14 protein-coding genes and 1 rRNA gene are annotated in these 12,350 nt (G+C 67.9%); 10 read left to right on the plus strand and 5 right to left on the minus strand.

From position 1 onward, the window contains the following. The first annotated feature begins 70 nt into the window (after positions 1-70). Together B9G49_RS09190 and B9G49_RS09195 are read left to right on the plus strand one after the other, a co-directional pair. Complete coding sequence (locus B9G49_RS09190) at positions 71-1,015, plus strand: NAD(P)H-binding protein (RefSeq protein WP_049931954.1); 945 nt, start codon at positions 71-73, stop codon at positions 1,013-1,015. Next, complete coding sequence (locus B9G49_RS09195; protein ID WP_086216156.1) at positions 1,012-1,680, plus strand: hypothetical protein; 669 nt, start codon at positions 1,012-1,014, stop codon at positions 1,678-1,680. Before B9G49_RS09190 ends, B9G49_RS09195 begins: the two co-directional genes overlap by 4 nt. Before the next feature lie 114 nt (positions 1,681-1,794). On the opposite strand, the gene B9G49_RS16530 is transcribed toward B9G49_RS09195, so the two are convergent. Further along, positions 1,795-1,968, minus strand: coding sequence for a DUF5786 family protein (locus B9G49_RS16530; protein WP_158093608.1), 174 nt, complete (start codon positions 1,966-1,968; stop codon positions 1,795-1,797). A gap of 119 nt (positions 1,969-2,087) precedes the next feature. On the opposite strand from B9G49_RS16530, the gene B9G49_RS09200 reads away from it, so the two are divergent. Continuing rightward, positions 2,088-3,137, plus strand: a complete 1,050-nt coding sequence (locus B9G49_RS09200) for a DUF5784 family protein (RefSeq protein WP_086216151.1) — start codon at positions 2,088-2,090, stop codon at positions 3,135-3,137. A 106-nt stretch (positions 3,138-3,243) separates the two neighbouring features. Here B9G49_RS09200 and B9G49_RS09205 read toward each other — a convergent pair whose 3' ends face one another. After that, complete coding sequence (locus B9G49_RS09205) at positions 3,244-3,528, minus strand: hypothetical protein (RefSeq protein WP_008585525.1); 285 nt, start codon at positions 3,526-3,528, stop codon at positions 3,244-3,246. A gap of 167 nt (positions 3,529-3,695) precedes the next feature. Here B9G49_RS09205 and B9G49_RS09210 point away from each other — a divergent pair, with 167 nt between their 5' ends. Genes B9G49_RS09210 through hemB form a run of 3 tightly spaced genes read left to right on the plus strand, consistent with a single transcriptional unit; the run spans position 3,696 to position 5,789 of the window. Beyond that, positions 3,696-4,571 (plus strand): PHP domain-containing protein, encoded by an 876-nt coding sequence (locus B9G49_RS09210; RefSeq protein ID WP_086216152.1) that lies wholly within the window; start codon positions 3,696-3,698, stop codon positions 4,569-4,571. 25 nt (positions 4,572-4,596) lie between these two features. Next, the gene (locus B9G49_RS16755) at positions 4,597-4,761 is read left to right on the plus strand and encodes a DUF6757 family protein (RefSeq protein ID WP_167373086.1); all 165 of its coding nucleotides are present in this window, start codon (positions 4,597-4,599) and stop codon (positions 4,759-4,761) included. A gap of 47 nt (positions 4,762-4,808) precedes the next feature. Beyond that, on the plus strand, positions 4,809-5,789 hold the full coding sequence (gene hemB / locus B9G49_RS09215; RefSeq protein ID WP_086216153.1) for a porphobilinogen synthase: 981 nt from the start codon (positions 4,809-4,811) through the stop codon (positions 5,787-5,789). A 223-nt stretch (positions 5,790-6,012) separates the two neighbouring features. Here the strand turns inward: hemB and B9G49_RS09220 are convergent, their stop codons facing one another. Next, a complete protein-coding gene (locus tag B9G49_RS09220; protein WP_049931946.1) occupies positions 6,013-6,255 on the minus strand; it encodes a ferredoxin in 243 nt (80 codons plus the stop codon). Between the two features lie 389 nt (positions 6,256-6,644). Between B9G49_RS09220 and B9G49_RS09225 the strand changes: the two genes are divergently transcribed. Both B9G49_RS09225 and B9G49_RS09230 read left to right on the plus strand, forming a co-directional pair. Further along, positions 6,645-6,899: a hypothetical protein gene (locus B9G49_RS09225; RefSeq protein ID WP_049931944.1), complete on the plus strand. Its 255-nt coding sequence runs from the start codon at positions 6,645-6,647 to the stop codon at positions 6,897-6,899. A gap of 72 nt (positions 6,900-6,971) precedes the next feature. Next, positions 6,972-9,647 (plus strand): valine--tRNA ligase, encoded by a 2,676-nt coding sequence (locus tag B9G49_RS09230; RefSeq protein ID WP_086216154.1) that lies wholly within the window; start codon positions 6,972-6,974, stop codon positions 9,645-9,647. Between the two features lie 30 nt (positions 9,648-9,677). On the opposite strand, the gene B9G49_RS09235 is transcribed toward B9G49_RS09230, so the two are convergent. Together B9G49_RS09235 and B9G49_RS09240 are read right to left on the minus strand one after the other, a co-directional pair. Then, complete coding sequence (locus B9G49_RS09235; protein WP_086216155.1) at positions 9,678-10,733, minus strand: quinone-dependent dihydroorotate dehydrogenase; 1,056 nt, start codon at positions 10,731-10,733, stop codon at positions 9,678-9,680. Between the two features lie 100 nt (positions 10,734-10,833). After that, complete coding sequence (locus B9G49_RS09240; protein WP_049931938.1) at positions 10,834-11,037, minus strand: hypothetical protein; 204 nt, start codon at positions 11,035-11,037, stop codon at positions 10,834-10,836. A gap of 343 nt (positions 11,038-11,380) precedes the next feature. On the opposite strand from B9G49_RS09240, the gene B9G49_RS09245 reads away from it, so the two are divergent. Both B9G49_RS09245 and B9G49_RS09250 read left to right on the plus strand, forming a co-directional pair. Further along, positions 11,381-11,710, plus strand: a complete 330-nt coding sequence (locus tag B9G49_RS09245) for a non-histone chromosomal MC1 family protein (protein ID WP_049931936.1) — start codon at positions 11,381-11,383, stop codon at positions 11,708-11,710. Between the two features lie 522 nt (positions 11,711-12,232). Next, a 16S ribosomal RNA gene (locus B9G49_RS09250) occupies positions 12,233-12,350 on the plus strand; the annotation flags it as partial.

Here is a 12,350-nt window from a genome sequence, read left to right on the forward strand (position 1 = left end):
CGCCGGGTCTCACGGGTCGGCGGCGATCGCGCGGGCCGGGGCTTATGGTCGCGCCGCCCGAGGGGACGGTATGCGAGTGCTCGTCACCGGTGCGACCGGGTTCGTCGGGAGCCGCCTCGTCCCGACGCTCCTCTCGCGCGGCCACGACGTGGTCGCGCTCGTCCGCGACGCCGACGGCTACGCGGCGCCCGAGGGGGTCTCCGTGGTCGAGGGGGACCTCTTGGAACCGGACACGCTCCCCCCGGCGTTCGAGATCGACGGCGAGACGGTCGACGCCGCGTACTACCTCGTCCACTCGATGGACGGCGGCCCGGGATACGAGGAGCGGGACCGTAACTGCGCGACCAACTTCGCGGCGGCGGCCTCGGCCGCGGGGATCGAACGGATCGTCTACCTCGGCGGGCTCGGTGAGGACCGCGAGGACCTCTCCGAACACCTCCGGTCCCGACGCGAGGTCGAGCGGATCCTCGCGGAAGGCGACCCGGCGCTCACGGCCCTCCGGGCCGCGATCATCATCGGCGCCGGCAGCGCCAGCTTCGAGGTGATCGCGGGGCTCGCGCGGCGGCTTCCGGTGATGGTCACCCCGAAGTGGGTAGACACGCTGTGCCAGCCGATCGCGGTCGCCGACGTGGTCGCGTACCTCGCCGGCGTCCTCGCCGCGCCCGAGACCGCCGGCGAAACGCTCGAGATCGGCGGGCCGGAGGTGTTGACCTACGCGGAGATCCTCCGCCGGACCAGGCGACAGCTCGGCGGTGGGCTTCGCATCGTGCGGGTCCCGGTGTTGAGCCCGGGCCTGTCCGCCCGTTGGCTCCGGCTCGTCACCGACGTGAACCCGTACCTCGCGCGGTCGCTCGTCGAGGGGCTCCGGAACACCGTGATCGTCGAAGACGATCGGATCCGGGACCTCGTCCCGATCGAACGCACGTCGTTCGAACTCGCGGTCGCCCGGGCGCTGACCGACTCGCCGAACGCGCAGCGCCCGTGGCTGACGACGCTCCGGGGGATCCGCCCGTGAGCCGCGAGTACGGAGAGACGTGGGTGTACGAGAGCCTCGTCGGCGGCATCCCCGGGCTCGGGATCTCCCGGACGCTGGCGGTCGCGCTCCAGTTCGTGATCTTCGAGGTGGGCGTGGTGGCGCTCGGGTGGTACTACGGGGTCTGGAACGCCGTGGCCGCCGGGACGGTCGCCGTCGTCGTCGCCGCGGTCGGCAGCGTCGAGATGCACCGCTTGGGCGCGAAGAACCGCCTGCTCGGAACCCCTCCGGAACACAAGCGGCTGCTGTTCGGGTCGAGCATCGAGATCGTGTTGGGCGTGCTGGCGTTCATCGCGCTGGTGACGTACCTGTTCGCGTGGGACGGGACCCTCATCAACCGCCTGTTCGGCGCGGACCCGCCGATTCCCGTCGTCTACCTCACGCTGCTCGTCCTTTGGGACCTGACGTACCGCATCGGGACCTCGTGGTGGAGCGCGGTCGTCGCCCTGTGGCGCGCCGTCCACGTCAACCTCCCGTCCGAGGAGCGGGCGACCGTCCGCCGGCTCGACGCCGAGAACATCGGCTTCTCGCTCGTTCAGCTCGCGCTCGTCCCATTCTTACTCTCCGAGCCCGTGCTGCTCGGCGCGGTAGTGGGGCACGTCATCGCGGTCGCGCTCGTCTGCGGCGCGGCGATCCTGCTCACGTGAGACGCGGTCGCTATCGGCAGCGAGTCCGGTACAATAGCACGGCCGGTATCGAGAGCGCGACCGCTATCGGCGTTCGAGAACGGAATTAAAAGGCGCGGCGTCGCCGCGGCCGCGTCACTTCCCCTGAAGCTCTTCGAACTTGTCGAGGAGTGCCTCCGTGGAGTCGCCCGAGTCGTAGGTCAGGGAACCGGAGTACTCGGGCCGCTCCGCGTCGAAGTCGGCGTCGACTTCGCTGGTCTTCTTCTCGCGACGCTCGTGTTCGGCCTCGTCATAGGCACCTATTGACATGGTACGACTACACTTGGCCGTTACCTGTAATATACCTGTCGGTAAACGTATCATAGATGATGAAGGTTCGGCCACGTCCACCGGAATCGATTAACCCCGCGACGTGATACCAAACGCCCGTGGCCCAACCCCTCCGATTCAGGCGCTCGCCCGGCCGGTGGACCGCGGACCGGGTCCGGTCGCAGCTCGGCCGTCCCCTCGACGAGAACCTCGGGTCGATCGCCGGCGACCCGTGGTTCGCGCCGCCGCCCGACTACGAGGCGCGGCGGTTCGACATGGACGACGACTCCTTCGCGCTGTTCTGCTGGACCGACGACGACGCCGACCCGCCGGCCGGCGCCGAGGGCGGTCCCGTCGGGTACTGGCTGGGCAACACGGAGACGCCGAGCGAGCTCTGGCGGACGGACAAGTACGGGTTCGACGAGGCGCCGTATCCCGTTTCTCGGTGGGCACAGCGGGAGCTGCTCGCCGGCCTCCACGACGACGAGCCGTGGCTGGCGGAGTACCCCCACGTCTCGTGGTTCTTTCTCCCCGTGTTCTGCTCGAAGGACGGCGCGGAGACGAGCCGGGCGTTCTTCCGCGACCACGCGGCCGGGTTCCCGGACGCGACCCGCGACGCCGGGACGGGGTTCGTCGAGGAGACCCTCCGACCTGGGGTGCTCGACGACTACCGCGAGACGATGGCCGGGAAGCTCGGTACCTCCGCCTCGCGGGACCTCGTCCGGATGAGCGCGGCCATCGCCGAGTTCACCGCGGCCCGGATCCTCGCGGACGCGGGGTACGAGGTCACCCCGGAGATCGAGGTGACGACGGGACACTCGCTCGACTTCCGCGCGACGGAGCCCGACACCGGGACCGGTCACCTCGTCGAGGTCACGCGCCCGCAGCCGACCGCGGGGCGGTCCGCGAACGATCCGGTCGCCGCCGTCCGCGACACCGCCGAGACGAAGACCAGCGGACAGCTCGCGGCCCACGCCGGCGGCGTCACGCTGTTCGTCGACTGCTCGTCGTTTCCCGCCGACGAGTGGGCCGCCGTGCGTGAGGCCGAACCCGCGGTCCGTCACAAGCCCGCGGTCGTCTACCGCGCCGAGCCGGACGGGTCGATCGAGGGCTATCGGAAGGGGTCGGTCCCGCTCGACCTCTCCGGGGTCGTCGACGGCGTCTCGTAGCCTCGCGGGGTTCCGCCGAGCCGAGCTCTCTCCCTCGCAGCGGATCGGCGACGCTCCGCGATCGAGTTCCGAAAAAACGTGCGTGGATCCCGCGCGGTTCGCCGCCTCAGAACGAGACGGGCGAGGGCCCGTCCTCCGCGTCGGTGGTCGGGTCGCGGTCCGAGTAGAACCGGCGACCGACGCCGCGGTGACAGACGCCGGCCCGGAGCGTGGTGAACACGTCCTCCGCGTCTTCGAACGTCTGATCGCCGAACCGCTCCAAGACGTCGCCGAGCCGCTCGGACCCGTTCGCGAGCTCTACGGTCGCGTTTCCGTGAGCCGCGATGATCTCCTCAGAGGTGGTCGGGTACTGGTGCCGTTCGAGTCGGTCGTCGACGCCGTTCAAGCGCATCAGCAGTAGGGAGCCGCCAGCAGTCCTTAATGATTGTCCATGTACGACCTTAGTCGGAGGGAATACCTTATATTGCCTTATATCGGGCCTGCTCCGGTTCGACGGCCCGGTCCGATCGGTCCCCTCGAACCGCCGTCGCTTAGTGGCGCGCCCGACTACTCGCCGGTATGCCCGCCGCCTCTGACGACCGCGTCGTCGCCGACCTCCACGCCCACACGACCCTCTCGGACGGCACGATGACGCTCGACGAAGTCCCCGCGGCCGCCCGCGAGGCCGGCGTCGACTGGGTCGCCGTCACCGACCACGACAGCGTTCACCCCGAGATAGACGCGCCGGTCGTCGAGCGCGACGGCGTCCGGATCGTCCGCGGGATCGAACTCCGCGTCGACGCCGGGTTCGGGCGGCTCGATCTTCTCGGCTACGGCGTCGAACACACCGACGCGCTCGACGCGGAGATCGACCGTCTCCAGCGCGACCGCCGAGAGCGCGGCGCCGCCATCCTCGACGCGGTCGAGGAGCGGCTGGGCGTCGACCTCGACATCGAGCCCCGCGCCGGGCTGGGGCGACCGCACATCGCGCGGGCGATCGACAAGTCGGAGGCCCCCTACGACTACGCCGGGGCGTTCGACGAGCTGATCGGGAACGACGGTCCGTGTTACGTCGCGCGCGACGTGACGCCGCTCGACGAGGGGCTCGACCTCCTCGACGACGCCTGCGCGCTCGTCGGCCTCGCTCACCCGTTCCGGTACGAGCGCGTCGACGAGGCGCTCGACGTCGCCCGCGAGTCGGCCGCGATCGACGCGGTCGAGCGCTTCTACCCCTACGGTCGCGCCGTCGACGACTCGCGGATCGACCGCCTCGCCGCCGAGGCCGACCTGCTCAGAACGGGCGGGACGGACGCGCACGAGCGGACGCTCGGCGTCGCGGGCTTGACGGCGTCGGCGTTCGAGCCCGTCCGCGATCGGCTCCCCGAGGCGGTCCCGACAGACGGGTCCGCGACGGGCGACTCCGCCGCCGCGGCGACGCCCGACGAACAGGATTAAGCCCGCGCCGGACCGAGGGCCGGGTATGCGGTGTCACTACTGCGACCGGGAGGCCACGTACGAGGCGGAGCAGGGCGGCGTGGTCGTCGGCCTCTGCGAGTCCCACTTCAAACAGCGCGTCGAGGAGCTCGCCGAGTCGGACGAGCTCGCGGAGCTCCGCGACCGGATCGACGTCGAGTCCTCCGAGTAATCGGCCGGAGACGAACGCTAAAAGTCGGCGGGACCCGAACAACCGGTATGGACCTCACGGACCGGCCCCGCCGCCTCCGGACCGACGGCGTTCGCCCGCTCGTCGCCGAGACCGACCTCTCCGCGTCGGACCTCGTCGCCCCCGTCTTCGTCGACGCCACGACCGACGAGCGCGTCCCGATCGAGACGATGCCCGGCCACGAGCGCGTGCCGGTCGACGAGGCGGTCGACCGGGTCGCCGAGGTCAGCGACACCGGCGTCGAGGCCGTCATCCTCTTCGGCGTCCCCGAGTCGAAGGACGCGTCCGGGAGCCGGGCGTACGCGGACGACGGCGTCGTCCAGTGCGCGATCCGCCGGATTTCCGCCGAGACCGATGTCACCGTCATCGGCGACGTCTGCCTCTGTGAATACACCGAGCACGGACACTGCGGCGTGATCGAGGAGAGCGCCGAGTCGGATCCGACGCTCACCGTCAAGAACGACGAGACGCTGGACCTGCTGGCGCGCACCGCAGTCTCGCAGGCCGACGCGGGCGCCGACGTGGTCGCTCCCTCCGCGATGACCGACGGGCAGGTAAAAGCGATCCGCGAGGCGCTCGACGCGGCGGGCCACGAGGAGGTGGCCATCCTGAGCTACGCGGCGAAGTACGAGTCCGCCTTCTACGGCCCCTTCCGCGACGCGGCCGACGGCGCCCCCGCGTTCGGTGACCGACGCCACTACCAGATGGACCCCGCGAACCGCCGCGAGGCGCTCCGAGAGGCCCGCCTCGACGCCGAGCAGGGCGCCGACGTGCTGATGGTGAAACCCGGCCTGCCCTACCTCGACATCGTCGGCGACCTCCGGCGAGAGTTCGACCGTCCCATCGCGGCGTACAACGTCTCCGGCGAGTACGCGATGCTCCACGCCGCCGCGGAGAAGGGGTGGCTCGACCTGGAGGCGACCGCGCTGGAGTCGCTCACGGCGCTCAAGCGCGCGGGCGCGGACCTCATCATCACGTACTTCGCCGAGGACGTAGCCGATCAGTTATAAATAGACTCGGGCAGGAGTCGACGCGTTTCCCGACTATCCACCTCGGCGCGCGCCTCCGAGCGGTCGCCACTGGCGGCCGCGAGGAGCGCGTGCGATGGAGTCGCGAAAGGAGGCCGACGAGGCCGGGGAGGCGTGAGGCCGCGGGGCGGGGCTTCGGCGGTGTTCGCTCAGATCGAGACACCGGCTGTTGTTTATACGCAACCGATCGAGCGACCGGAACTGCTCACACCACCTGCTCGCCGTCGTCGTCGTACACCTCGATGGCGTCGACCGGGCACGAGCGCGCCGCGAACTTCGCGTCGAGCTCCTCGCCGTCGGGCACCTCGACGACGAACAGGTCCTCGTCCTCCTCGGTACTCCCCGCTAAGTCGGCCTTTCCGTCGTTCAGGTCCTTCTCGAAGGCGTCCCACTCGGCGACGCACTGGTACATCCCGACGCAGGTGTCGCGGTCGAACTCGACGTACATGCTCACCTGTTCGGCGAGCCGATACAAAGCGGTGACGACGAGACGTGTAGGGCTCCGGTTGGTTCTGATTCGATGACTGACTCGGATTCGACGGTCAATCCTCGGTAACTACCTCCGAAGCCCCGACCTCGTCGCTCGCTTCGCTCCCGACTCCAGCAAGAATCGAAGATGCTCCGGCAGCCGGCGCGCAGCGCCGGCGACCTCGCGCGCGCGACTCACAGCCTGACGGCTGTTCGTCGGCACACGTCCTGACGGCTGTTCGTCGGCACACGTCCTGACGGCTGTTCGTCGGCACGCGTCACCGCAACCCATCTCCGACACCGACCTCCCCCCTCGGTTTCCAACGGCCGACCGCCCTTCTTAAGCGTCGCAGGCACCGATTGCCGCGTATGACCACGGTCTGGCTCGTTGACCGGCAGTTCGACTCGAAGGGGCTCGTGCGGCTCACCTACGCCACTGAGGACGGCAAGCGGATACACACGAAGGAGCTGGCCGAACAGCGGCTCGTCACCGGTGGCGGGATCACCGCCGGCCGCGAGGTCGACGAGACCGCGTTGGGGGAGACGCCCGCGGACGAGGTCGAGCGGTTCGCGACGGAGGCGTCGAAGATGGCGGCCGACCACGACCTCGACGACACGGTCTGAAGCGCTCGGCGTGCGCCGATGTCCCGCACAACCGAGCCCGTTAAGGGGGAACCGGCGGAACGTGTGACCGAAATGCCCAGTGGTGAGTACGACCCCGACGCCGTCGAGCCGCGCTGGCAGCGGCGATGGGTCGACGAGGAGACGTACGCCTATTCCGACGACGACCCGGTCGACCCGAACACCGTCTTCTCTATCGACACGCCCCCGCCGACGGTATCGGGCAGCCTCCACATGGGCCACCTGTACGGGTTCACCCTCCAGGACTTCGTCGCGCGCTTCGAGCGGATGAACGGTGGGGAGACGTTCTTCCCGTTCGGTTACGACGACAACGGCATCGCCTCCGAGCGGCTCACGGAGGACGAGCTCGACATCCGGCATCAGGACTTCGAGCGGCGCGAGTTCCAAGCGAAGTGCCGGGAGGTCTGCGCCGACTACGAGGAGCAGTTCACCGAGAACGTCCAATCGCTCGGCGTGTCGGTCGACTGGAACCACACGTACCAGACGATCGAACCCCGCGTCCAGCGCGTCTCGCAGCTGTCGTTCGTCGACCTGTACGAGCAGGGCCGGGAGTACCGCGAGAAGGCCCCCGCGATCTGGTGTCCCGAGTGCGAGACCGCCATCTCGCAGGTCGAGACCGAGGACGACGAGCAGGCCAGCCACTTCAACGACATTGCGTTCCCCGTCGCCGGACGCGACGGGAACGACGAGGTCGCCGACGAGTTCGTTATCTCGACGACGCGGCCCGAACTCCTCCCCGCGTGCGTCGCCGTCTTCGTCCACCCGGACGACGACGAGAACCAGGACCTCGTCGGCGAGTCCGCGGAGGTCCCGCTGTTCGGCCACGAGGTGCCGATCATCGCCGACGAGCGCGTCGACATGGAGACCGGCTCCGGCATCGTGATGTGCTGTACGTTCGGCGACCAGAACGACATCGAGTGGTACCAGGTCCACGACCTCGACCTCCGGGTCGCCATCGACGAGTCCGGCCACATGACCGACCTCGCCGGGGAGTACGAAGGGCTCCACGCCGACGAGGCGGGCGAAGCGATTGTCGAAGACCTCGGCGAGGCGGGCGCGCTGCTCGACCGCCGCGACATCACCCACACGGTCAACGTCCACGAGCGCTGCGGGACGAGCGTCGAGTTCCTCGTCACCGAGCAGTGGTACATCGAGATGCTCGACAAGACGGACGAGTACCTCGAGATCGGTCGCGAGATGGACTGGTCGCCCGAGAAGATGTTCACCCGGTACGAACACTGGGTCGAGGGGCTCCAATGGGACTGGCTCATCTCCCGTCAGCGGTCATCCGGCATCCCGTTCCCGGTGTGGTACTGCGAGGGCTGCGGCGAGGAGGTCATCGCCGAGAAGGCCGACCTCCCGGTCGACCCCCTGTCGGACGACCCGCCCGTCGACGCGTGCCCCGAGTGCGGGCACGACGCCTTCCAGCCGGAGGACGACGTGCTCGACACGTGGGCCACCTCCAGCCTCACGCCCCTCGTCAACGCCGGCTGGGACTGGGACGACGAGGCCGAGGAGTTCACGATGGAGCGCCCGGAGCTGTACCGGTTCGACCTCCGACCGCAGGGCCACGACATCATCAGCTTCTGGCTGTTCCACACCCTCGTCAAGTGCTACGAGCACACCGGTGAGGTTCCGTTCGAGGAGACGATGATCAACGGCCACGTCCTCGACGAGAACCGCGAGAAGATGTCGAAGTCCGTCGGCAACGTCGTCGAGCCCGAGGCGGTCCTCGAGGAGTTCCCCGTGGACGCCACGCGCTACTGGGCGGCCGGCACCGCCGTCGGCGACGACTTCCCGTTCAAGGAGAAGGACCTCCGCGCGGGCGAGAAGCTGATCCGGAAGCTGTGGAACGCCTCGAAGCTCGTCGAGTCGCTCGCGCCGGAGCCGTTCCCAGCCGAGCCCGAGGGAGGCCTCCGCGAGCTCGACCGCTGGCTCCTCGCCGAGCTCGACGCCGAGGTCGAGCGACTCACCGAGCTCCTCGACGACCGCGCGTTCTCGAAGGCCCGCGACGAGCTCCGGAGCTTCTTCTGGAACACGTTCTGTGACGATTACCTCGAGATCGCGAAACAGCGCGAGGACGACGCGGCGGCATACACCCTCCGCACCGCGCACCGACGGTTCCTGAAGCTGTTCGCCCCGCTCCTTGCGCACGTTACCGAGGAGCTGTGGCACGACATGTACGCCGACGCGGTCGACGGGGCCACACCCGAAGGGGTCTCGCTCGCCGACGGTGCGAGCGACTCGATCCACCTCGCCGACTGGCCCGAGCCGCTCGGAATCGAGGCCGACCGCGACGCCGGGACCGCCGCCACCGCCGTCGTCGGCGCGCTCCGGAAGTACAAAAGCGAGAATCAGCTCCCTCTCACCGCCGCGCTCGACGCGGTGGAGGTGTACGCCGACGTGCGGGGCTTCGAGGACGACATCACCGGCGTGATGCACGTCGACGACCTCGCGGTCCACCCCGACGGCGACGCGCCCGTCGAGACGGTGATCACGGGCATCGACCTCGACTACGCCACCGTCGGCCCGAAGTACGGCGATCAGGTCGGGGACATCGAGGCCGCTCTCGCGCAGGGGGAGTACAAGATCGACGGCGACGAACTTCACGTCGCGAGCGTCACGCTGGTCGACGACGAGTTCGCGGTCGAAGAAGAGCGGCAGTACCAGGGCGAGGGCGAGCTGCTTCAGGCCGACGACGTCGTCGTCATCGTGCGTAACGAGGCGTAGCCCGCCCTCCCCTTTCGCCTCTCGATCCGCTCACAGGTCCGCGCCGACCGCGTTCTCGATCGAGTCGAACTCGTCGCGTTCGAGCAGTTCGAGCAGTCCCTCGTTGATGTCACGCGCGAGGCTCGGCCCCTCGTAGACGAGCCCCGTGTATAGCTGGACGAGCGAGGCGCCGGCCCGTATCTTCTCGTAGGCCCCCGCGGCGTCTGAGATCCCTCCGACACCGATCACCGGCACGTCCGTGCGCTCGGCGACGAACCGCACCCGATCCGTCGCGAGCGATTCGATCGGCTTCCCCGAGAGGCCGCCGCGTTCCGCTCGGTTGTGACTCCGCACCGAGTCCGGCCGCGATGTCGTCGTGTTGGTCGCGATGACGCCGTCCAGATCGAGGTCGTCGACGACCCCGAGCGCGTCTTCGACCGCTGGCTCCGGAAGATCCGGGGAGAGTTTCACGAGGAGGGGGTCTGCGCCCGCATCGTCCAGCGTCCCGAGGATCCGCTCCAGCGCGTCGCGGTTCTGGAGCTCGCGGAGTCCCGGCGTGTTGGGACTGGAGACGTTGACGACGAAGTAGTCGCCCGCGTCCGCGACGCGCTCGTACGTGTACAGGTAATCGTCCGGGGCGTCCTCGAGCGGTGTCGACTTCGACTTCCCGATGTTGATCCCGACCGGCACGTCCGGGAGCGGGTCGCGATCGAGCCGCTCGCCGACCACGTCAGCGCCCTCGTTGTTGAACCCCATCCGATTGACGAGCGCCTCGTCCTCGCGCAAGCGAAACAGCCGCGGACGGGGGTTCCCGGGCTGCCGCTCGGCGGTGACGCCGCCGACTTCGACGTGACCGAACCCGAGGGACGACAGCGCTCGCGGCACGTGTGCGTTCTTGTCGAAACCGGCGGCGACACCCACTGGATTCGGGAATTTCGACCCGAACGCGTCGACCGCGAGCCGCTCGTCGCCGACCACGTACCGCTCGGCGAGCGCGGCGGAAACCGGAGTCCCCTGAACGCCGCCGAGGAGTCCGTGGATCAGTCCGTGTGCGGTCTCCGGCGGCAGCCGGAACAGTGCTGGCTTCAACAGGTCATACGCGCCCATCGTGCGTGTCTCGTCACGAGTGACAATCAATCCGCCGACCGCAGTCCGCGTCGCGACCGCTTGGCGGCGTCCTTGCCGACGAAAATCCCGCGGGTCCGCGTCAGAAGTCGTGTTCGAGCTGCTCCGGGTTCGCGTCCGCCTTCTGGATGATTATCTTCCCGTCTCGGACTCGGACGAACACCTCGTCGCCGATTTCCATGCCGGCGACGGCGAGTTCGTCCTCGTGAAGGTTCACGTGGACGTTGTGGTACTCCCCCTCGTCGTCCTTGGCGCCACTGGGGCTGAGCTTCTTTTTGCGGACCATCGCGGGTGTACTTGTCGCACTTCGCCATAGCAGATACATAAGTGTTGTTTACGCGTATTCGTATGCCCGACGAGCCAACCGCGCGGGTGCGTCGTCGGCTCCCTTGGCCGATCGACTCCCCGGCTAGTCGACCGACTGGCAACTCCCCCCCGACTGTTCGTATGAACACCGTCTCGCGCTCGCCGTCCGCCTGAAATCCTCCGGGGGTCGGTCAACTCGTCTCGTCGGCGTTCCAAACCGCTAGCAGCGGCCGAGATAGTATATAAATATTGTGCCGCACAGCTTTCATTTCCCCGATATATTTATTACACACTGTGTGCTGGTGTCACATGGAGGCAAAACCATGGTACGTGAAGACGGTAAGCGAAACTTTGCCCTTCGAGAGGAAGACGGATCGGAACCGAGTGAGTTCTCGGGGAACATGCCGCGTCAGGCGGCACTCAAGGCGGCTCGAACGCTCGAGCCGGCGCCTTCGGAGGAGGAGGCGCAACGAACGACGCTCCGTCTCCGTGAAAAGGGGACGCAGAAAGTCCACGAGTACGAGGGCTGGGCGTGGAAGGACAACGCCCCCGAGGTCGACGAGGCGGACGACGACTTCTGGCTCAACGACCTCAACGACATCACTAAGGCTAACGTCTCGAAGCAGGGCATCGAGTACCTCGACGAGGAGTAGCTCCCGGACGCTCCGGTTCCGATCTCTCGTTTTCGGTACTGCTCAACCGGAACAGTCCGGGCTTGATCACTACACCAGCACAGAGAACTCGTCTCGGATAGACGCTGCCGCACATCGATTCGATCCGGTCAGTTATCACTGTTTTACGCCATGAAACCGCATGACGTAGTGGAGTTGGTTCGACGGGGTTAAGTATACCCCGGGCATTCGAAGAAATGCGAAGAACGCAACGCGGACTCGGGCCGTTCAACTCGGCCCGGTTTCGCTGGACCCGTACCGTTTCGATGGGTTTATGACCCGCCGTCCGGTACGTTCAGGTCCGCGAAGGATGAGGATCGCGCCCCCTGCGCTCCGGCGTAAGCGGCGATCTGATGTGAGCCGTGGTCGTTCGGTGTCATCCAAGCCGCTGGATGGACCGGACACCACACAGACCAATGCAATGGTGTGTCAACCTTCGTCTCAACCGAAGTTGACACCCGCCAACACCCCCTTCGAGCCGGGAATCAGGCTCGAAGGATACTCATTCCGGTTGATCCTGCCGGAGGCCATTGCTATTGGGATCCGATTTAGCCATGCTAGTCGCACGAGTTCAGACTCGTGGCGAATAGCTCAGTAACACGTGGCCAAACTACCCTTCGGA

Origin of the sequence: Halorubrum sp. SD683 (genome assembly GCF_002135045.1) — an archaeon.
Taxonomy (GTDB): Archaea; Halobacteriota; Halobacteria; order Halobacteriales; family Haloferacaceae; genus Halorubrum; species Halorubrum ezzemoulense.